Genomic DNA, 19,613 nt, shown 5'->3' with positions numbered 1-19,613 from the left:
GCTCAGCCTTCGGCGATCACCACCGCCGACGCTACGCCCGCGTCATGACTGAGCGACACGTGCCACGACCGGACGCCCAGCGCGGCCGCCCGCGCCGCGACCGTCCCGGTGACCCGCAGCACCGGCCGCCCGGACGGCTCGGTGTGCACCTCGGCGTCGGTCCAGCGCAGGCCCGCCGGCGCACCGAGCGCCTTGGCCAGCGCCTCCTTGGCCGCGAACCGGGCCGCCAGCGAGGCGCCGCCGCGCCGCTGCCCCGAGGGGAGCAGCAGTTCGGCCTCGGTGAACAGCCGCTCCGCCAGCTGGGGCGTGCGCTCCAGGGAGGCCTCGAACCGGTCGATGGCCGCCACGTCGATCCCGACGCCGATGATCACGCTGAACTCCTCCGTCGCAACCGCCCGTGGCCCGGACCTTACGGCACACTTTCGGGTGAGAACCCCTCCGATCCCCCGCCTGCCCCGGTCCGTGCACCTACCGTGTTGCGCGGCAACCCCCGGCAGGAGGGATAAGGGCCATGGTCGCCATGCCAGCCGTCGAGCACCCGCTGTCCGGGGACGACCTCCTCCGGACGTTCCTGGAGCTGGACACCCCGGCCGGCTTCAAGGCCGAGCTGATCGAAGGGGAGATCGTCGTGACCCCACCGCCGGACGGATCTCACGAGACCGCGTTCGCCCTGCTCAACCGGCAGTTCATGCGCCAGGCCGGGATCGACCTGGATCTCGCGGGCACCAAGGGCCTGGTCACACCCAAGGGGCGGTTCATCCCGGGCGGCACCATCAGTCCGGTGGGGCACTTCGAGTCCACGGATTCCTGGGCCGATCCCTCCGGGGTGCTGCTGGTCTTCGAGATCACCTCGACCAACCCCGGCAAGGACCGCGAGGCCAAGCGCCTCGGGTACGCCTGTGCCGACATCCCCTGCTACCTGCTGATCGACCGCGACGAGGGGCACGCCACGCTCTTCACGGACCCGGCTGACGGGGACTACACCGCCCACATCCAGGTCCCGTACGGCAAGCCGCTCGACCTGCCGGCGCCGTTCTCGTTCGCGCTGGACACGGCGCCCCTGCGGTGACCGCAGGGGCGCCGCCGCCCGCTACTCGACCGTGACGGACTTCGCCAGGTTGCGCGGCTGGTCCACCTCGTGGCCCTTGGCGGTGGCCAGCTCGCAGGCGAAGACCTGCAGCGGCACCGTCGAGACCAGCGGCTGGAGCAGCACCGGGGTGACCGGGATGCGGATCAGGTGGTCGGCGTACGGGACGACCGCCTCGTCGCCCTCCTCCGCGATCACGATGGTGCGCGCACCGCGGGCCCGGATCTCCTGGATGTTGGAGACGATCTTGTCGTGCAGGATCGACCGCCCGCGCGGCGAGGGCACGACCACCACGACCGGCAGCCCCTCCTCGATCAGCGCGATCGGCCCGTGCTTGAGCTCGCCGGCCGCGAAGCCCTCGGCGTGCATGTACGCCAGCTCCTTGAGCTTGAGCGCGCCCTCCAGGGCGACCGGGAAGCCGACGTGGCGGCCGAGGAAGAGCACCGACTTGGCGTCGGCCAGCGACCGGGCCAGCGCGCGCACCGGCTCCATGGTCTCCAGGACCTGCTCGACCTGCTTCGGCGCGTCCGAGAGCTCCTGGATGACCGCGGAGATCTCGTCGCCCCACTTGGTGCCGCGCACCTGGCCCAGGTACAGCGCGACCAGGTAGCAGGCCACCAGCTGGGTCAGGAACGCCTTGGTGGAGGCGACCGCGACCTCGGGGCCGGCGTGGGTGTAGAGCACCGCGTCGGACTCGCGCGGGATGGTCGAGCCGTTGGTGTTGCAGATCGCCAGCACCTTGGCGCCCTGCTCGCGGGCGTGCCGCAGCGCCATCAGGGTGTCCATGGTCTCGCCGGACTGCGAGATGGCGATCACCAGGGTCCGGTCGTCCAGGATCGGGTCCCGGTAGCGGAACTCGGAGGCGACCTCGACCTCGCAGGGGATGCGGGTCCAGTGCTCGATCGCGTACTTGGCGATCATGCCGGCGTGGAAGGCGGTGCCGCAGGCCACGATGACGACCTTGTCGACCTCGCGCAGCACCTGGTCGGGGATCCGCAGCTCGTCCAGGTGGAGCCGGCCGTCGGTGCCGATCCGGCCGAGCAGGGTGTCGGCGACGGCCTTCGGCTGCTCGGCGATCTCCTTGAGCATGAAGTAGTCGTAGCCGCCCTTCTCGGCGGCCGAGGCGTCCCAGTCCACGTGGTACTCGCGGACCTCGGCCGGGGTGCCGTCGAAGTTGGTGACGGTCACCGCCCCGTGCCGCAGCTCGACCACCTGGTCCTGGCCCAGCTCGATCGCCTCACGGGTGTGCGCGATGAACGCCGCGACGTCCGAGGCGAGGAAGTTCTCGCCCTCGCCGCGCCCGACCACCAGCGGCGAGTTGCGCCGGGCGCCGACCACCACGTCGGGGGCGTCCGCGTGCACCGCGACCAGGGTGAAGGCACCGTCGAGCTGGCGGCAGACCGCCCGCATGGCCTCGGCCAGGTCGCCGTCGTAGGCCTCCGCGAGCAGGTGGGCGACCACCTCGGTGTCGGTCTCCGAGCGCAGCGTGTGGCCGCGCTCGGCGATCGCCGCGCGCAGCTGCGCGAAGTTCTCGATGATCCCGTTGTGGACCACCGCGACCCGCTCGGCGTCGTCCAGGTGGGGGTGGGCATTGGCGTCCGTCGGGCCGCCGTGGGTGGCCCAGCGGGTGTGGCCGATGCCCGTGGTGCCGGCCGCGAGAGGGGTCTCGGCCAGCGACTTCTGGAGATTGACGAGCTTGCCCGCCCGCTTGTCCGTGACAAGGCTCCACTGCCCGTCGGAGCCCTGCGTCTGCACCGCCACACCGGCCGAGTCGTACCCGCGGTACTCCAGCCGCTGCAGACCTGCGATCACTACGTCCAGGGCCTGCTGGGGGCCCACATATCCAACAATTCCGCACATGTGCGCCAGCATATGCGGGCATCCGTTCCCATCGGTTCACGGTGGCCGTCCCGACGGGTGACCGACACCACAGCACCCGCCCGGCCCGGCACGGCCCACAATGGAGCACGTGCTGACCGAACTCTGTACCCGGGGCGCTCCCGCCACGCCCACGCCGTCGCCGTACGTCGACCTGGACCGGGCGGAGTGGAGCGCCCTGCGCGAGCGGACGCCGCTGCCGCTGACCGCCGAGGAGGTCGAGCGGCTCCGCGGTCTGGGCACCGCGCTCGACCTGGACGAGGTCAGGGACGTCTACCTGCCGCTGTCCCGGCTGCTCAACCTCTACATCCACGCCACCCACGAACTGCGCGGCGCGGTCGGCACCTTCCTGGACGTCGCCGACACCGAGCGGGTCAGGACCCCGTTCGTGATCGGCGTGGCCGGCTCGGTGGCGGTCGGCAAGTCCACCACCGCCCGACTGCTGAAGGCCCTGCTGGCCCGCTGGCCCGAGCACCCGCGGGTCGAACTGGTCACCACCGACGGCTTCCTGCTGCCCAACGCGGAGCTGCGCCGGCGCGGCCTGATGGCCCGTAAGGGCTTCCCCGAGTCGTACGACCGGCGCGCGCTGATGCGCTTCGTGGCGGACGTGAAGGCCGGCAAGGAGCGCGTCTCCGCACCGGTCTACTCGCACCTGGTCTACGACATCGTGCCCGACGAGCGCCTCACCGTGGAGCGCCCGGACATCCTGATCGTCGAGGGCCTGAACGTCCTCCAGCCGGCACTGCCCGGCACCGACGGCCGCACCCGCCTGGCGGTCGCCGACTACTTCGACTTCTCGATCTACGTCGACGCCCGCACCGACGACATCGAGAGCTGGTACCTGTCGCGCTTCAAGAAGCTGCGCGACACCGCCTTCCAGGACCCCAACTCCTACTTCCGCCGGTTCACCGAGGTGCCGGAGGAGGAGGCGATGGACTACGGCCGCCAGGTCTGGCGCACCATCAACCGGCCCAACCTGGTGGAGAACGTGCTGCCCACCCGCGGCCGGGCCACCCTGGTGCTCCAGAAGGGCGCCGACCACAAGGTCCGCCGCGCCCTGCTGCGCAAGCTCTGACGACTTCCGGAAACCCGACTTTCGTCCAAGGGGGGGTAAAGGAATGAAAAAGGGGAGTGATTGCCGGATCGGCATCACGACTCGGTTCCGATAGTCGGCGGGGACGGTCGGCATATCCGCTATGCCGGAAATGCCGGACTCGCCACCATCTCAGCAGGCCATATCATCGTCGGGCTTGCGCGCCGCACGCCAGAGATGAAACGGACTACGGACTACCCCAGATGCTCGCCTTCTTGCTGGAAATCAGGCAATGGTGGACGGTCGGTGCCATCTACCCCTTCGCCGCGTTCATGGCCGCCATCTGGGCGCTCTGGTTCGTCCGGCTGGCGCTCGCCCGGCGTTACAAGCCGTGGGTACGCCCGCACGCCGCCACGACCTCCGTCATCATTCCGGTCGTGGACGAGCCGGTCGACCTCTTCCACACCGTGCTTGACCGGATCATCGACCAACAGCCCACCGAAATGGTGGTGGTGATCAACGGCAAGCGCAACGAGGTGCTGGAGTCGGTCTGCGACCAACTCGGCGTCTTCTGGGTGTGGACCGAGACCCCGGGCAAGCGCAACGCCCTGCGGGTCGGCCTCGAGGTCTGCACCGGCGACATCGCCGTGCTGGTCGACTCGGACACCATGTGGACCCCGACCACGCTGTCGGAACTGGTCAAGCCCTTCCGTGACGCCGAGGTCGGCGGGGTGACCACCCGTCAGCGCATCCTCGACCCGGGGCGGTCGATCCTCACCCGGTGGGCCGACTGGCTGGAGAGTGTCCGCTGCCAGTACTCACTGCCCGCGATGAGCGTGCTCGGTACGGTCGGCTGCCTGCCGGGCCGCACCATCGCCTTCCGCCGGCAGATCCTGCTGGACTGCATGGAGGACTTCCTCGGCGAGAAGTTCCTCGGTGTCTTCCTGGAGGTGAGCGACGACCGGACGCTCACCAACTACACCCTCAAGCAGGGCTACAAGACCGTCTACCAGGCCACCTCGCTGGTCTACACCGACGCCCCGCTGGAGCTGCGCAAGCTCGCCAAGCAGCAGTACCGCTGGGCCCGCGGCTCGCAGTACAACACCCTGCGGATGCTCCCCTGGATGCTGCGCCGGGCCAAGATGCTGGCGCTCTTCTACAGCGTCGACATAGCCGTCCCGTTCGTGCTGCTGGGCAGCTTCGCCTCCTGGGGCGTGGCGCTCTGGCACCGCACCGGGCCGAGCCTGTACTCCGACCTGCCGCTGCCGGTCACGCAGTGGAAGGCGGTCGCCCTGGTGCTGGTCCTGGCAGCGGTGATGTCACTGCTGTCGGTCGCGGTCCGGTTCGGGCGTCACTTCGCCTACCGGGCACAGGACTTGATCTATCTGCCGGTCTTCATGGTGATCAACACCTGCATCCTCCTGCCGGTGCGCCTGCTCGGCTTCTTCCGGATGGGCCACAACGCCTCCTGGGGCACCCGTAAGGACAGCTTCGCGGGCGAGCGAGCACGCAGCCCGAAGGTTGTCATCCCCTATCTACTGGGCAGCGCGATGCTGATCGGCGCGGTGATGATGAGTGTCTGACACGATCCAGAAGCAACTGAACGAGGAACGGGCGCAGGACCAGCAGACGGTCGCCCGCCGGCACCGCAAGAAGCTGCACTGGTGGTCGCGCGGCAGCGGCATCCGGCTGCGGATCTGGATGGCGGTCAACATCCTGCTGCTGGGCGCGCTGTCCTACGGGGTGCTCGCCGCGCTCGGCACCGAGGCCCGCGGCCCGCGGTACCTGGGCCTCGGCCGCCCGGCCGGCGTGCCCGGCATCCGTGAACTGCTGGCACCGGCGCCCCCGCAGGTGCCGGACAAGTCGGTCTTCAGTGCTCCCGACGGCAAGTACTTCGGGGTCAGCACGGTGGAGGCGCCCTGGTCCGCCTCGGAGCTGGGCGCGGTCGCCGACCACGCCGGTGTCCGGCCGACCATGGCGGAGTACTTCGTCCGCTGGAACGCCGACTTCGACCCCAAGGCCGTCAGCAAGGCCTACGACCACGGCACGCTGCCGGTGCTCGCCTGGGAGCCCTGGGAGGGCGAGGAGGCCGGTCACACCGACCAGCCCGGGTACAGCCTGGCGAGCATCATCAACGGTTCGCACGACGAGTACCTGGAGCGCTTCGCCAAGGCGGTGGCCGACCAGAAGTGGCCGGTCGCGATCCGGTTCGCGCACGAGATGAACGGCACCTGGTACCCCTGGTCGGAGCAGGAGAACGGCAACAAGAAGGGCGAGTACGTCCAGGCCTGGCGCCACGTGCACGACCTCTTCAGTCAGGCCGGCGCCGACAACGTGATCTGGGTGTGGAGCCCGAACATCCTCCGCCCGGTGCCCAACGTCGACATCGCCCAGCTCTACCCGGGCGACGACTACGTCGACTGGATCGGGATGGTCGGCTACGGCACCAAGACCGAGAGCAAGGCGGAGCAGACCTTCGGGCCGACCATCGCCGTGCTGCGCGGGATCACCAAGAAGCCGATGCTGATCACGGAGACCGGGCGCGAGCCGAGCCCCTCGCTGAAGGCCGACTGGACCACGGACTTCCTGGACTGGCTCGGCCGGCAGCCCGACGTCCTGGGCTTCATCTGGTTCCAGCGCGACACCGACCAGGGCGGCAAGGCCGACTGGCGCTTCGACGAGACCCCCGCGGCCCAGCAGGCCTTCGCCGACGGGATCCGCAAGCTCAAGCTGGCCGACGGCCTGGGCTGAGGGCCGCACCGCACACGACTCGGCCGGGCCCCGCGCCGCGCGAGGGCCCGGCCGAGTCGTCGGGTCAGGGTCGGCTGCCGGCCTGCGCCGCCTCCGGCGACAGGTAGACGTAGTAGGCCCCGTGGGTGGCCGTGTTGTCGGTCGGGATGGTCACCAGCAGCTGGTAGCCCGCGTCCTGGATGGCCGGCTCGACCGCCTTGTCGGTGGCCCGGGTCTGGGCGAAGTCGAGCACGATGATCCGGTACTTGTGGTCCCGGATCGCCGCCTTGAACGCCGGGACACCGTTCAGCTTCTGGCCGGTGCCGGGATCGGTGTACGTGCCCACCACCAGGTCGTGCCACTGCTGCCAGTTGCTCTCGTCCTTGAAGTAGTAGGCCGCGACGTTGTAGTCCTCGATCAGGTAGTCGTCGTCGCCCTTGTGCACGTACGGCCGGATCGCCTCGATCAGCGGCGTCGAGTTGGGCCAGGCACCCATCATGAAGCTCGCCTGGCCGGCGCCGACGAAGCCGATCGGTGCCAGCGCCAGCACGCCGACCAGCGCGGTCACGGCGGCCTTGGGCATCAGCTCGGCCCGGACGACGGTCGCCACCGTCCGGGCCAGCAGGGCACCCGCGACGATGCAGGCGAACCAGGCCCCGAAGTCGACGTGCTTCTGCAGCGACAGCCAGGTGTGGATGCGGATCTGGTTGACCGGCGCCGCGATCCCGCCGAGCAGCAGCACCAGCGCGAGCCACGCCTGGACCCGCGCCGCCGGCCCCCGCCCGCGGGACGCGAGGAACGCCACCACCACGCCGGCCAGAGCCAGCAGGACGAGCGCGCCGACCCACTCCGCCGCCTCCTCGGCCACGTACGCGTACGAGTCCTGGGCGGGCTTGCGCAGCAGCGTGGTCTTCTCGAAGCCGCGGTAGTACAGCTCACCGGCCAGCAGCGCGGGGCCGGCCGCGAGCAGGGCCCAGGCCCCGGTGAACAGGAGCCCGTTCCTCCACCGCGCGCGCCGCCAGGCCGCGTACCCCGGGCCGGCCAGTACCGCCAGAGCGACGACCACCGGATTCCACAGCAGCGAGGCGTACTTGGTGAGGTTGGCCAGCACCAGCAGCCCGGCCCCCAGGACCAGGAAGCGCCGCCCGTCGCCGAACGCGAACCGGACCGCGAACCAGCCCGCCCAGGCCATCAGGGCGAGCGCCATCGCGTCGTAGGTGGCGAAGCCGCCGAGGAACTGGGTCGGGCCCAGCGCGACGAACAGCGCGGACGCGAAGAACGCGGCCAGGCCGTCGTGGATCCGACGGGTCACCAGGTGCACCGCCACCGTGGCCGACAGCATGAAGGCCAGGCTGAGCAGCCGGGCGCCCTCCAGCGAGGCCACCGTGTCCACCATCGCCACCAGCACCGGGTAGAGCACCGGGACGCCGGAGAAGAAGGTCTCGTAGGTGGCGACGCTCTCGCCGTGCACCAGGTGGTCGAACTCCTGGTGGCCGGCGTAGATGTAGGTGCCCTCGTCGATGAAGGCCGTGGTCGAGCCGATCAGCCGGGCGGAGAGCACCACTTGGACCAGCAGCACCAGGCCGAGCGGCAGCCACCGGAGCAGGCTGCGGGCGATGCCCGCCTCGTGCGCGGGACCGTCGGCCGGTCGACCGGTACCGGTGGTTCTCTCCCCCGTCTGCACACCGACACCAGTCAACGGGTCCCTGCCATTCTTCTCCGGACGGAAACGGCCGTACCCGGCCGGGCACCATGCTAGGGCGCACGTTCGACCGCCCGTCAGCTGCCCCCGAGGTCCGGCGGGTGCGAACCAGCGCCGCGTCAGGAGGCGGCGCGCAGCGGCCAGTCGGCCAGCCGCTGGGTGGCCAGGCCCGCGCTGAAGGCCCGCTGCGAGTCCGCGGAGGTGGTGAACCGCCAGTCGTAGCGGCCGCGCCCCTCCTTGTTGTGCTGGAACCAGCAGAAGCCGATGACCTTGGGGTGCGAGCGGAGCCAGGTGAACAGCTCCGAGGTCCAGTCGGTCCGGTGCTGGCCGGGCTTGACCGAGGTCTCCCCGATGAAGATCGGCTTGTCGGCGATCGCGGCCAGCGCGTCGTAGGTGGCCTGGAGGGTCCGCTCGGCGCTCTCCTCACCGGTGCTGTAGGCGTCGGCGCCGATCCAGTCCACGTAGTCGTGGCCCGGGTAGTAGCCGGCCGGATCGGCCTTGCTGTCCCCCACCGCGTCGGGGCACCAGAACCAGACCACGTTGGTCACGCCCTCGTCGCGGAAGAGGTCGTGGACGTGGCGCCAGGCGGCGACGTAGTCACCGGTCCGGTTGCCGTTGCGGCCCTCCGCCCAGGGGTACCAGTCGGCGTTCATCTCGTGCGCGAAGCGCAGCACCACCGGCTGGCCCTGCGCCTTGACGCTCCGGGCGAACCTGGTCAGGTAGCCGTCGTGCGCGCCGCTGGTGATCCGGCGCAGCGCGTACTGGGGCTGGTCGGTGTCCTGGTCGCCACCGGCCCACGGCTCCCAGGTCAGCAGCGGCACGGCGCCGAGCTCGTAGGAGCGCTCGACCGTGTCCGGGTCGAACTCCTCGTTCCACTTGACGAAGTACTCCTGGACCGTGGGGCGTTGACCGGCTGCCGCGGCCACCTCGTCGGTCTCGGCCTGGTTGGGCCCCTTCGGCGTGCTGATGCCGAACAGCAGGCCGTCCGGGTGGACGACCGCCTTCCGGTCCACCTGGGCGACGGCCGTACCGGTCGGCGCGGGCTTCGGCGACAGCGAGGGGAACAGCCCCGGGAACGGGCCGGAGCCGGTCGTCGCGCCGTCCGCCGGGTTGTCCGACCCGGCGGCGACGAACCCCAACGCGCTGACCAGGGCCAGCGCGAGGACGGCCAGGAGGAGGATCTTCAGGCGGGGGCCACGGCTGGAGGGGCCGAAGGGGAAGCGACGTACCACCGGCGGGTCAGCCGGCGCTCTTCATAGCGGCTCGGCCACGCTCCGTCAGGACACCCAGCACGTACTTCTGCACGTCGGCGGCGGCCCGCGCGGCCGGCTTGTCCGCCCCGGCCGGGCTGAGGTCGCGGTTGCCGGAGGTGGTGAACGAGACGTAGCGCCCGATCGCCTTGTGCCCGGTGTCGCACTTGGCGACATCGGGGCAGACCTTGGGCACGGTGTCCTTCACCAGCACCTTGACGTTGCCGGTGGCGGCGCTCTGGACCTTGTCCGCCTGGCCCTTGCTGTCGAAGACGGCGACGCCCACGGTCACCACGGCACCGTCCGAGACATAGGTCGCCAGGTAGACCGCGCGGCACTTCTGCGCGTCGAGGACGGCGCCGAGACCGTTGTTGGTGGCGTTCCCGCACAGGTCGGCGAGCTCGGTGGCGGCCCGCGAGTAGACCCGGCCGTCCACGGTGACCTGCGCCTCCGGGAAGAGCGTGTCCACGCTCATCGGCGCGGTGTCGGTACCGGCCTTGGCCAGCGCCGCCTCGGGGCTGGTCGGCTGGGCGCTGGGCGTCCCGGTCTTGGCGCCGGAGCCGGACGCGCCGGGCGACACCTTGGGCGCGGCCGGGTTGACCGGCTTCTCGTCCTTGCCCGCCAGGTGGATCACCACGGCGGCGATGCCGCCGAGCGCGACGGTCGCCAGCAGCGCGACCGCCACGGCGACGGTGCGCTTCTTCTTGCGGCCCTCGGCCTCGTGGCGCGCGGCCAGCGCCGACCAGTCGGGCTCCTCGGCACCGTGCTGGAAGGTCGCCGGGCCGTACCGGCCCTCGATCGGCGGCTGGCCGCCGGGGTACTGCCCGAACGCGGCCGACTGGTAAGGGCCCTGAGGCGGCGGGGTCTGCGGGGTGCCCGGCTGGCCGGGGAAGCCGGGCTGCTGCGGCGGGTATCCGTAGCCGGCCTGGCCGGAGGCACCCTGCGGCGGCGGGTATCCGTAGCCGGGCTGGCCGGGGGCCCCCTGCGGCGGCGGGTATCCGTACCCCTGGGGCGGCACACCGTGCCCGGGCTGCTGCTGCGGCGGCTGTCCAGCCACCGGCTGCGGCTGCTGCTCCTCGGACATCAGTACCACCCCCACTCTCTGCTCACGCGGAGCATATTATCGGCATTTGGATCAGTCTCCAGAGCCGGTCCACGGTTGCGCCGCGCAGTTGTCATAACGCAACGCAACCGTGCCCGTTCCAGCATGCCCCCGCGGACCGACGCCCATTCAGCCCAGGTGGGTGCGGACCGCCTCGGCCAGGCGCTCGGCGACCGCCTTGGCCTGGACCTCGTCGGCGGCCTCCACCATCACCCGCACCAGCGGCTCGGTGCCGGAGGGGCGCAGCAACACCCGTCCGGTGGCGCCCAGTTCGGTCTCGGCCTCGGAGACTGCGGCCGCCAGCTCGACCGAGTTGGCGACCCGGGTGCGGTCGACGCCCTTGACGTTGATCAGGACCTGCGGCAGCCGGGTCATCACCTCGGCCAGCTCGGCCAGCGACTGCTTGGTCGCGGCCAGCCGGGCGCCCAGCATCAGGCCGGTGAGGGTGCCGTCGCCGGTGGTGGCGTGGTCCAGCAGGATGACGTGGCCGGACTGCTCGCCGCCGAGGGCGAAGCCGTGCTGCTTCATCTCCTCCAGCACGTAGCGGTCACCGACCGCGGTCTGCACCAGGTTGATGCCCTCGCGCTCCATGGCCAGCTTGAAGCCCAGGTTGGACATCACGGTGGCGACCGCGGTGTTGCCGCGCAGGGTGCCGGCCTCGCGCATGGCGACCGCGAGGATCGCGATGATCTGGTCGCCGTCCACCTCGTTGCCGTCCGCGTCGGCGGCCAGGCAGCGGTCGGCGTCGCCGTCCAGGGCGATGCCCAGGTCGGCCTTGTGCTCGCGCATCGCGACGCAGAGCTTGTCCAGGTGGGTGGAGCCGACGCCCTCGTTGATGTTCAGGCCGTTGGGCTCGGCACCCAGGGTGTAGACCACCTCGGCGCCGGCCCGGGCGAAGGCCTCGGGGGCGACCCGGGCGGCCGCGCCGTGCGCACCGTCGATGACGACCTTGACGCCGTCCAGCCGGTTGGGCAGCACCGCGACCAGGTGGGCGACGTACCGGTCGAAGCCCTCGGTGTACTGGCGGACCCGGCCGACGGCGGCGCCGGTGGGGCGCTTCCAGTCCTCGTCGGTGCCCAGGCCGTAGCGGTGGTAGTGCTCCTCGATCGCGTCCTCGATGGCGTCGTCCAGCTTGTGGCCGCCGCGGGCGAGGAACTTGATGCCGTTGTCCGGCATCGCGTTGTGGCTGGCGGAGAGCATCACGCCGAAGTCGGCGCCGAGCGCGCCGGTGAGGTACGCCACGGCCGGCGTCGGCAGCACGCCGACCCGCAGCACGTCCACGCCGGCGCTGGCCAGGCCGGCGATCACGGCGGCTTCCAGGAACTCCCCGGAGGCCCGCGGGTCGCGCCCGACCACGGCGACCGGCCGGTGGCCGTCGAAGGCCCCCGCGTCACCGAGCACATGGGCCGCCGCCACCGACAGGCCCAGGGCCAGTTCGGCGGTCAAGCCCTCGTTGGCCACACCGCGGACCCCGTCCGTACCGAAGAGTCGTCCCATGCTTCCGTCCTTTGTCGCCCCTGCTGGCAAATCATCCGTCCGCTCCCGGCCTCCGTACCAGGGCCAGGGAGCACGACGCCCCGGAGTACACGAGGTACTCCGGGGCGTACGAGGTGCACCCGAGGGCGCGCACCACCAGGGCGGCACGCACCCCCCGGGGGCGCAATTAGCGCTTGCTGTACTGCGGCGCCTTGCGGGCCTTCTTGAGACCGGCCTTCTTGCGCTCGACGGCACGCGCGTCACGCATCAGGAAGCCGGCCTTCTTGAGGGCGGCGCGGTTGTTGTCCACGTCCGCCTCGTTCAGGGCACGGGCCACGCCGAGGCGCAGCGCGTAGGCCTGACCGGAGACGCCGCCACCCGCGATGCGGGCCACGACGTCGTAGCGGCCGTCGAGCTCAAGGAGCTTGAACGGCTCGTTGACGGTCTGCTGGTGCACCTTGTTGGGGAAGTAGTTCTCCAGGGTGCGGCCGTTGATCTTCCACTTGCCGGTGCCGGGGACGATGCGCACGCGGGCGATCGCCTCCTTGCGGCGGCCGAGGCCGGCGCCCGGGGTGGCCTCGCCGAAGCGGCCGGCCAGCGACTCAGTGCTGTACTCGGTCTCGGAGGTGTACTCGTCGACGCTCTCGTCGAACTCGACCTCGAGGGTGTTCTCGATGGCAGTCTCGGCCACGGTGTTCCTCAGCTCCTGCTTTTCAGTGATGGGGTTGGGTGGCCGGAATTACTGCGCGACCTGGGTGATCTCGAACGGCACCGGCTGCTGCGCAGCGTGCGGGTGCTGGTCGCCCGAGTAGACCTTCAGCTTGGAGAGCATCTGGCGGCCCAGGCTGTTCTTGGGGAGCATGCCCTTGATGGCCTTCTCGACGGCCTTCTCGGGGTTCTTGTCGAGCAGCTCGTCGTAGCGGACCGAGCGGAGACCGCCCGGGAAACCGCTGTGACGGTAAGCCAGCTTCTGGGTCTTCTTGTTACCCGACAGGTGCACCTTGTCAGCGTTGATGATGATGACGAAGTCACCGGTGTCAACGTGCGGCGCGTAGATCGCCTTGTGCTTGCCCCGCAGGATGGAGGCGGCCTGGGAGGCCAGGCGGCCGAGCACGACGTCGTTCGCGTCGATGACGTGCCACTGACGCTGGACGTCGCCGGGCTTGGGGCTGTACGTACGCACGGTCGTAGCCTTCGCTTTTCAGTGAGTGTGTCCTTGACAGGAGCACGCTGGACGAGGAGATCAGCCTTGCCCGCTCTGGACGCAATTCAGAGGAGGGCCGCTGAACATCGGCCTGGTGTCTCCGGCGTACCGACCTCTCACGTGAGATGGAGCGAGCCAATACGCACAACAAGGGCCCAGACTACCGGCCCGCGCGGCACCGGTCAAAAACGCTCGACTCCGGCCTCACCGATCACGCACCACCCGGGTCTCGTCCCAGACCGGCTCGGGCGCCTCGTAGACCCGCCCGTCCGAGCCGAACACCAGGAACCGGTCGAAGGTCCGGGCGAACCAGCGGTCGTGGGTGACGCACAACACGGTGCCGTCGAAGGCCTCCAGCCCCTCCTGGAGCGCCTCGGCGCTCTCCAGGTCCAGGTTGTCGGTCGGCTCGTCCAGCAGCAGCGCGGTGACTCCGGAGAGCTCCAGCTTGAGGATCATCAGCCGGGCCTGCTGACCGCCGGAGAGCGACTCGAAGCGCTGCTCCTCCTGCCGGTCCAGCTCGTACCGGCGCAGCGCGCCCATCGCGGCGCCGCGGCTGAGCGCGTGCTCCTCCTCGACGATCGAGCGCACCGTGCGCCCGAACAGCTCCGGGTGGGCGTGGGTCTGCCGGAAGTGGCCGGGCACCACCCGGGCGCCGAGCCGCCAGGTGCCGTTGTGCGCGACCGACTCGTCGCCGGCGAGCAGCCGCAGGAAGTGCGACTTGCCGGAGCCGTTGGAGCCGAGCACCGCGACCCGCTGGCCGTAGAAGACCTCCAGGTCGAAGGGCTTCATCAGACCGGTCAGTTCCAGGCCCTCCAGGGTGAGCGCCCGTACGCCGGTGCGGCCGCCCTTGAGCCGCATGCTGATGTTCTGCTCGCGCGGCGGCTCCTCCGGGCGGCCGGCCTCCTCGAACTTCTTCAGCCGGGTCTGCGCGGCGGCGTAGCGGGTGGCGAGCGCATGGCTGACCGAGGCCGCCTGGCGCAGGTTGACCACCAGCTTCTTGAGCTTGGCGTGCTCCTCGTCCCAGCGCCGGCCGAGCTCCTCGAAGCGCGCGAAGCGCTCCTTGCGGGCCTCGTGGAAGGAGTCGAAGCCGCCGCCGTGCACCCAGACGCTGCTCCCGCCGCCGCCGAAGCCCGACTCGACGCTGATGATCTTGTCGGCGGTCCGGGACAGCAGCTCGCGGTCGTGCGAGATGTACAGCACGGTCTTGGAGGTGGCCTTGATGGCCTCCTCCAGCCAGCGCTTGCCGGGGACGTCCAGGTAGTTGTCCGGCTCGTCGAGCAGCAGCACCTCGTCCGGTCCGCGCAGCAGGCACTCCAGCACCAGACGCTTCTGCTCGCCGCCGGAGAGGGTGTTCAGCCCGCGGAACTGGGCGCGGTCGAAGGGCATCCCGAGGGCCGCGGTGGTGCACACGTCCCAGTCGGTCTCGTAGTCGTAGCCGCCGACGTCCGCCCAGTCGGAGAGCGCCTGGGCGTACGCCATCTGCGTCTTCTCGTCGTCCTGGGCCATCATCGCCAGCTCGGCGGCGTCCACCGCGCGCGCGGCGACGGCGATCCGCGGCGGGGCCACCGACACCAGCAGGTCGCGGACGGAGGCGTCCGGCGGCAGCGCGCCGGGCGTCTCGCGCAGGTCCTCGCGGCCGGTGGTCCCGACGAACTGGCGCATCACGCCGAGCCCGCCGCTGACCGTGACGCCGCCGCCGTGCGGCTGGACATCGCCGGCGATCATGCGGAGCAGGGTGGTCTTGCCGGCACCGTTGGCGCCGACCAGGGCGACCGCCGCGCCCTCGCCGACCCGGAAGGACGCGTCGTCGAACAGCACCCGTCCGTCCGGCAGGTAGTACTCAAGGTGTGAAATCTCGACGTGTCCCATGGCCGCGATTGTGCCTGGGGCGACGGTGGAGGCCAAACCGCTTTTCGGGCGCCGGCCCGGCGGTCAGCCCTCGGTGCCCGGCAGGGTCCGCATCCGGCGGGCCGCCCGGTTCCGCTCGGCCAGCCGGTCGTCGGCCGGGTAGCCGACCTCCTCCAGCGTCAGCCCGTACGGCCGGATCACGTTGACCGCGGAGTTGCGTACCCCGCCGCGCAGCACCTCGCCGGGGAACTCCACCGGCCGGTGCCCGTCGCCGACCAGCAGCATGGCGCCGACCAGCGCCCGCACCATGTTGTGGCAGAAGGCGTCGGCCCGCACGGTGGCCACCGCCAGGCTGCCCTCCTGGGTGGCGTAGCCGTCCACCGGCACCCGGTCCCAGCGCAGCTCCAGCAGGGTGCGGATGGTGGTCGCGCCCTCGCGCTTCTTGCAGTACGCGGCGAAGTCGTGCTCGCCGACCAGCAGCCGGGCCGCCTCGTTCATCCGGTCGATGTCCACCGGCCGGTCGTGCCAGAGCACGTGCCCGCGCAGCAGCGGGTCCACCCCGCCCGGGTGGTCGGCGACCCGGTAGGCGTACCGGCGCCAGATCGCCGCGAACCGGGCGTCGAAGCCGCTCGGCGCCTCGCCCACCCGGTAGATCCGGATGTCCGCGGGCAGCCGGCCGGCCAGCCGCCGCAGCAGCTTCTCGCCGTGCGCGGCCCACAGCTCGCGCGGGAGGTCGACGTGCGCGACCTGGCCGCGGGCGTGCACCCCGGCGTCGGTGCGGCCGGCCACCGTGAGGTCGTAGGTCCGCTCGCTGCGGGTGACGATCCGCAGCGCGTCCTCGATCTCGCCCTGCACCGTCCGCCGCCCCGGCTGCCGGGCCCAGCCGGAGAACTCGCCGCCGTGGTAGGCCAGGTCGAGCCGGATCCGGACCAGGCCCTCGGCCGGGCCGTCCTGCTGCGGCGGCGTCCGATCGCAATCCTTGCGCACTGCTGAACTCTCCCCGGGGTGCCGGAAACGGGTCCGGACCACCGGTCCGGAGACAACGAACGGGCCCGCCCCCCGCCGAAGCGGTGAGCGGGCCCGGACTCACACCTCGCGGTGTCAGGCGTTCTCGACCTCGGTGGTCTCGTCGGCCTTCGCCTCGGCGGCCTGGTCGGCCTCCTTGACGGCGCGCTTGGTGGCGCCCTCGGCCTCGCCGACGGCGGTCTGCGCGACGGTCAGGCCCTCGACCAGCTCGATCACGGCCATCGGGGCGTTGTCGCCACGACGGGGCATGATCTTGGTGATCCGGGTGTAGCCACCGGGACGGTTCTCGTAGCGCGGCGCGATCTCGGTGAAGAGAGTGTGCAGCACGGAGACGTCGGTGATCGTCTTGCGAACCAGGCGACGGTTGTGGATGTCGCCCTTCTTCGCCTTGGTGATCAGCTTCTCCGCCAGCGGGCGCATCCGACGGGCCTTGGCCTCGGTCGTGGTGATGCGGCCGTACTGGAACAGCTCCCGGCACAGACCGGCGAGCAGCAGCGGCTCGTGGTGCGGGCCGCCGCCGAGGCGGGCACCCTTGGTGGGACGCGGCATGGATGACTCCTTGAATCTCCGACCGCGGCCGTATCAGGTACCGCGGCGGGCGGCCGGGCACTGTTGCCCGGACGGCTTTCTTGCAATGAGACGGGGGCGGCCCACCAGGGGTCGCCCCCGCCACAAACTCTTAGTACTGCTCGGTCTCCGCGTAACCCGCGTCGTCCAGGTCGTCGGCGCCGAAGGCGTCGGCGGCGGCGGTCGGGTCGAATCCGGGCGGGCTGTCCTTGAGGGCCAGGCCCATGCCGGCCAGCTTCGCCTTGACCTCGTCGATCGACTTCGCACCGAAGTTGCGGATGTCGAGCAGGTCGGCCTCGGAGCGGGCGACGAGCTCACCCACGGTGTGGATGCCCTCGCGCTTGAGGCAGTTGTACGACCGAACGGTGAGCTCCAGCTCCTCGATCGGCAGCGCCAGATCGGCGGCCAGGGCGGCGTCCGTCGGGGACGGGCCCATGTCGATGCCCTCGGCGTCGACGTTCAGCTCGCGGGCGAGGCCGAACAGCTCGACGAGGGTCTTACCGGCCGAGGCCATGGCGTCCCGGGGGCGCATGGCGGGCTTGGTCTCGACGTCGACGATCAGCTTGTCGAAGTCGGTCCGCTGCTCGACACGGGTGGCCTCGACCTTGTAGGTGACCTTCAGCACGGGGCTGTAGATCGAGTCGACCGGGATCCGGCCGATCTCCTGGCCGGAGGCCTTGTTCTGGACGGCGGAGACGTAGCCGCGACCGCGCTCGACGGTCAGCTCCATCTCCAGCTTGCCCTTGCCGTTGAGCGTGGCCAGGACCAGCTCGGGGTTGTGCACCTCGACACCGGCCGGGGGCGCGATGTCGGCGGCGGTGACCACACCCGGGCCCTGCTTGCGCAGGTACATCACGACCGGCTCGTCGTGCTCCGAGGAGACGACCAGCTGCTTGATGTTGAGGATGAGGTCGGTGACGTCCTCCTTGACGCCCGGCACGGTGGTGAACTCGTGCAGGACACCGTCGACCCGGATGCTGGTGACAGCAGCGCCGGGGATCGAGGAGAGGAGCGTGCGGCGGAGCGAGTTGCCGAGGGTGTAGCCGAAGCCCGGCTCGAGCGGCTCGATCACGAACCGCGAGCGGAACTCGTCGACGACCTCTTCGGTCAGCGAGGGACGCTGAGCGATCAGCATGTTTTCAGATCCTCCAGTTGTCTTCGGCACCCACTATTTGATGCCGAACAGAACCAAGCGTACGGGGTCCCGCGCGGAACGGGACCCCGTACGAGGTTTAAAGCACCCGCGAGCCCGAAGGCGCTGCGTCCGACAGGGTCAGACGCGGCGGCGCTTCGGCGGCCGGCAGCCGTTGTGCGGGGTGGGGGTGACGTCCTGGATCGAGCCGACCTCCAGGCCGGTGGCCTGGAGCGAGCGGATCGCGGTCTCGCGGCCGGAGCCCGGACCCTTGACGAAGACGTCGACCTTGCGCATGCCGTGCTCCTGCGCGCGGCGGGCGGCGGCCTCGGCGGCCATCTGCGCGGCGAACGGGGTCGACTTGCGCGAGCCCTTGAAGCCGACGTGGCCGGCAGAGGCCCAGGAGATCACGTTGCCCGAGGGGTCGGTGATCGAAACGATGGTGTTGTTGAACGTGCTCTTGATGTGGGCGTGCCCGTGAGCGACGTTCTTCTTCTCCTTGCGGCGCACCTTCTTGGCGCCGGCAGCCTGACGACCCTTGGGGGGCATAAGTCTGTTCTCCTACTGAGGTGGTCGGTCCGCTAACCCGCGGGCCGGAGGGATGTCCGGTTACGGGACGGACTACTTCTTGCCCGGCTTCTTCTTACCGGCAATCGCGCGACGCGGGCCCTTGCGGGTACGCGCGTTGGTGTGGGTGCGCTGGCCGCGGACGGGCAGACCGCGGCGGTGACGCAGGCCCTCGTAGCAGCCGATCTCGACCTTGCGGCGGATGTCGGCGGCCACCTCACGGCGGAGGTCACCCTCGACCTTGTAGTTGGCGTCGATGTACTCACGCAGCTTGACGAGGTCGTCCTCGGAGATGTCGCGGACGCGGACGTCCGGGCTCACTCCGGTCTCGGCCAGCGTCTGCTGGGCGCGGGTACGGCCGATGCCGTAGACGTACGTGAGGGCGATCTCGATCCGCTTTTCGCGGGGGAGATCAACGCCGGCGAGGCGTGCCATTCATGGCTCCTGTGGTTCTTCAGAGGTCTTACGGGGTACCTACTCCAACACCTCTCGGCGAGGGAGCCCCGGCCTCTGACCGGGGGTGGCAGTCCGTCCCGGGGGGACGGATCGGGCAGCCCGCGTTATGACGTTGTGCGCGTCGCGCGAAGTACTACGAGAAATGCTGGGAAGAGATCAGCCCTGGCGCTGCTTGTGGCGCAGGTTGTCGCAGATCACCATGACCCGGCCGTGACGGCGGATCACCTTGCACTTGTCGCAGATCTTCTTGACGCTCGGCTTGACCTTCATGGTTCAGGTTCTCCGGGTCTAGATCTGGCAGGTTCTTACTTGTACCGGTAGACGATCCGGCCGCGAGTCAGGTCGTAAGGGCTGAGCTCCACGACAACCCGGTCGTCCGGGAGGATACGGATGTAGTGCATCCGCATCTTGCCGCTGATGTGCGCGAGGACCTTGTGACCGTTCTGCAGCTCGACCTTGAACATGGCGTTCGGAAGAGACTCGATCACGGTGCCCTCGATCTCAATGGCGCCTTGCTTCTTTGCCATGAACTGCGAGATCCACCTTCCGGGGCCG

At 70.4% G+C, this 19,613-nt stretch carries 20 protein-coding genes; 4 read left to right on the top strand and 16 right to left on the bottom strand.

What is annotated here, in order from left to right; translation table 11 throughout:
- Window positions 1-2: 2 nt before the first annotated feature.
- On the bottom strand, window positions 3-371 hold the full coding sequence (locus AB0K43_RS04215) for a holo-ACP synthase (protein WP_363635548.1): 369 nt from the start codon (window positions 369-371) through the stop codon (window positions 3-5).
- Window positions 372-511: 140 nt separating this feature from the next.
- Between AB0K43_RS04215 and AB0K43_RS04210 the strand changes: the two genes are divergently transcribed.
- Complete coding sequence (locus tag AB0K43_RS04210) at window positions 512-1,069, top strand: Uma2 family endonuclease (RefSeq protein WP_363635546.1); 558 nt, start codon at window positions 512-514, stop codon at window positions 1,067-1,069.
- Window positions 1,070-1,090: 21 nt separating this feature from the next.
- On the opposite strand, the gene glmS is transcribed toward AB0K43_RS04210, so the two are convergent.
- Entirely contained in the window at window positions 1,091-2,947 is a 1,857-nt protein-coding gene (gene glmS / locus AB0K43_RS04205; RefSeq protein ID WP_363635544.1) for a glutamine--fructose-6-phosphate transaminase (isomerizing), read from the bottom strand.
- Window positions 2,948-3,047: 100 nt separating this feature from the next.
- On the opposite strand from glmS, the gene coaA reads away from it, so the two are divergent.
- The 3 genes from coaA to AB0K43_RS04190 all read left to right on the top strand — a co-directional run bounded on the left by coaA (window position 3,048) and on the right by AB0K43_RS04190 (window position 6,749).
- Entirely contained in the window at window positions 3,048-4,040 is a 993-nt protein-coding gene (gene coaA, locus AB0K43_RS04200) for a type I pantothenate kinase (RefSeq protein ID WP_363635542.1), read from the top strand.
- A gap of 221 nt (window positions 4,041-4,261) precedes the next feature.
- Window positions 4,262-5,581: a glycosyltransferase family 2 protein gene (locus AB0K43_RS04195; protein ID WP_363635540.1), complete on the top strand. Its 1,320-nt coding sequence runs from the start codon at window positions 4,262-4,264 to the stop codon at window positions 5,579-5,581.
- Window positions 5,574-6,749 carry a glycosyl hydrolase gene (locus tag AB0K43_RS04190; RefSeq protein ID WP_363635538.1) on the top strand — a complete coding sequence of 392 codons (1,176 nt, stop codon included), beginning with the start codon at window positions 5,574-5,576 and terminating at the stop codon, window positions 6,747-6,749. The genes AB0K43_RS04195 and AB0K43_RS04190 overlap by 8 nt, the downstream gene beginning before the upstream one ends.
- Window positions 6,750-6,813: 64 nt before the next feature.
- Here AB0K43_RS04190 and AB0K43_RS04185 read toward each other — a convergent pair whose 3' ends face one another.
- The 14 genes from AB0K43_RS04185 to infA form a co-directional block, all read right to left on the bottom strand.
- Entirely contained in the window at window positions 6,814-8,412 is a 1,599-nt protein-coding gene (locus AB0K43_RS04185) for a hypothetical protein (protein ID WP_363635536.1), read from the bottom strand.
- Window positions 8,413-8,549: 137 nt separating this feature from the next.
- On the bottom strand, window positions 8,550-9,662 hold the full coding sequence (locus AB0K43_RS04180; RefSeq protein WP_363635534.1) for a glycosyl hydrolase: 1,113 nt from the start codon (window positions 9,660-9,662) through the stop codon (window positions 8,550-8,552).
- A gap of 7 nt (window positions 9,663-9,669) precedes the next feature.
- Window positions 9,670-10,764: a hypothetical protein gene (locus AB0K43_RS04175; RefSeq protein ID WP_363635532.1), complete on the bottom strand. Its 1,095-nt coding sequence runs from the start codon at window positions 10,762-10,764 to the stop codon at window positions 9,670-9,672.
- Between the two features lie 147 nt (window positions 10,765-10,911).
- Window positions 10,912-12,279, bottom strand: a complete 1,368-nt coding sequence (glmM, locus tag AB0K43_RS04170) for a phosphoglucosamine mutase (RefSeq protein ID WP_363635530.1) — start codon at window positions 12,277-12,279, stop codon at window positions 10,912-10,914.
- A gap of 166 nt (window positions 12,280-12,445) precedes the next feature.
- Window positions 12,446-12,949 carry a 30S ribosomal protein S9 gene (gene rpsI / locus AB0K43_RS04165; protein WP_363635528.1) on the bottom strand — a complete coding sequence of 168 codons (504 nt, stop codon included), beginning with the start codon at window positions 12,947-12,949 and terminating at the stop codon, window positions 12,446-12,448.
- 48 nt (window positions 12,950-12,997) lie between these two features.
- Window positions 12,998-13,441 (bottom strand): 50S ribosomal protein L13, encoded by a 444-nt coding sequence (gene rplM / locus AB0K43_RS04160; protein ID WP_033824211.1) that lies wholly within the window; start codon window positions 13,439-13,441, stop codon window positions 12,998-13,000.
- A gap of 225 nt (window positions 13,442-13,666) precedes the next feature.
- The gene (locus AB0K43_RS04155; protein WP_363635526.1) at window positions 13,667-15,331 is read right to left on the bottom strand and encodes an ATP-binding cassette domain-containing protein; all 1,665 of its coding nucleotides are present in this window, start codon (window positions 15,329-15,331) and stop codon (window positions 13,667-13,669) included.
- Window positions 15,332-15,394: 63 nt separating this feature from the next.
- On the bottom strand, window positions 15,395-16,297 hold the full coding sequence (truA, locus tag AB0K43_RS04150) for a tRNA pseudouridine(38-40) synthase TruA (protein WP_363635524.1): 903 nt from the start codon (window positions 16,295-16,297) through the stop codon (window positions 15,395-15,397).
- A gap of 114 nt (window positions 16,298-16,411) precedes the next feature.
- Entirely contained in the window at window positions 16,412-16,885 is a 474-nt protein-coding gene (rplQ, locus tag AB0K43_RS04145; RefSeq protein ID WP_363635522.1) for a 50S ribosomal protein L17, read from the bottom strand.
- 130 nt (window positions 16,886-17,015) lie between these two features.
- Window positions 17,016-18,038 carry a DNA-directed RNA polymerase subunit alpha gene (locus AB0K43_RS04140; RefSeq protein WP_363635520.1) on the bottom strand — a complete coding sequence of 341 codons (1,023 nt, stop codon included), beginning with the start codon at window positions 18,036-18,038 and terminating at the stop codon, window positions 17,016-17,018.
- A gap of 138 nt (window positions 18,039-18,176) precedes the next feature.
- The gene (rpsK, locus tag AB0K43_RS04135) at window positions 18,177-18,584 is read right to left on the bottom strand and encodes a 30S ribosomal protein S11 (protein WP_073924289.1); all 408 of its coding nucleotides are present in this window, start codon (window positions 18,582-18,584) and stop codon (window positions 18,177-18,179) included.
- Window positions 18,585-18,656: 72 nt separating this feature from the next.
- Complete coding sequence (gene rpsM, locus AB0K43_RS04130) at window positions 18,657-19,037, bottom strand: 30S ribosomal protein S13 (RefSeq protein WP_033824216.1); 381 nt, start codon at window positions 19,035-19,037, stop codon at window positions 18,657-18,659.
- Window positions 19,038-19,214: 177 nt separating this feature from the next.
- Window positions 19,215-19,328, bottom strand: a complete 114-nt coding sequence (gene rpmJ, locus AB0K43_RS04125; RefSeq protein ID WP_003956441.1) for a 50S ribosomal protein L36 — start codon at window positions 19,326-19,328, stop codon at window positions 19,215-19,217.
- A 35-nt stretch (window positions 19,329-19,363) separates the two neighbouring features.
- A complete protein-coding gene (infA, locus tag AB0K43_RS04120; protein ID WP_003956442.1) occupies window positions 19,364-19,585 on the bottom strand; it encodes a translation initiation factor IF-1 in 222 nt (73 codons plus the stop codon).
- Window positions 19,586-19,613: the final 28 nt, after the last annotated feature.

Origin of the sequence: Kitasatospora sp. NPDC049258, assembly GCF_040678895.1 — a bacterium.
Taxonomy (GTDB): domain Bacteria; phylum Actinomycetota; class Actinomycetes; order Streptomycetales; family Streptomycetaceae; genus Kitasatospora.
Note: the sequence above shows the minus strand (reverse complement) of the source record. Positions and strands in the feature narration are given on the sequence as shown.

Coding starts and splice junctions, on each gene's coding strand:
- rpmJ (WP_003956441.1), bottom strand. CDS start 19,328: ATGAAGGTCAAGCCGAGCGTCAAGAAGATCTGCGACAAGTGCAAGGTG.
- rplQ (WP_363635522.1), bottom strand. CDS start 16,885: ATGCCGCGTCCCACCAAGGGTGCCCGCCTCGGCGGCGGCCCGCACCAC.
- glmM (WP_363635530.1), bottom strand. CDS start 12,279: ATGGGACGACTCTTCGGTACGGACGGGGTCCGCGGTGTGGCCAACGAG.
- AB0K43_RS04155 (WP_363635526.1), bottom strand. CDS start 15,331: ATGGGACACGTCGAGATTTCACACCTTGAGTACTACCTGCCGGACGGA.
- rpsK (WP_073924289.1), bottom strand. CDS start 18,584: ATGCCCCCCAAGGGTCGTCAGGCTGCCGGCGCCAAGAAGGTGCGCCGC.
- AB0K43_RS04210 (WP_363635546.1), top strand. CDS start 512: ATGGTCGCCATGCCAGCCGTCGAGCACCCGCTGTCCGGGGACGACCTC.
- AB0K43_RS04195 (WP_363635540.1), top strand. CDS start 4,262: ATGCTCGCCTTCTTGCTGGAAATCAGGCAATGGTGGACGGTCGGTGCC.
- glmS (WP_363635544.1), bottom strand. CDS start 2,947: ATGTGCGGAATTGTTGGATATGTGGGCCCCCAGCAGGCCCTGGACGTA.
- infA (WP_003956442.1), bottom strand. CDS start 19,585: ATGGCAAAGAAGCAAGGCGCCATTGAGATCGAGGGCACCGTGATCGAG.
- coaA (WP_363635542.1), top strand. CDS start 3,048: ATGGAGCACGTGCTGACCGAACTCTGTACCCGGGGCGCTCCCGCCACG.
- AB0K43_RS04175 (WP_363635532.1), bottom strand. CDS start 10,764: ATGTCCGAGGAGCAGCAGCCGCAGCCGGTGGCTGGACAGCCGCCGCAG.
- AB0K43_RS04140 (WP_363635520.1), bottom strand. CDS start 18,038: ATGCTGATCGCTCAGCGTCCCTCGCTGACCGAAGAGGTCGTCGACGAG.
- rpsM (WP_033824216.1), bottom strand. CDS start 19,037: ATGGCACGCCTCGCCGGCGTTGATCTCCCCCGCGAAAAGCGGATCGAG.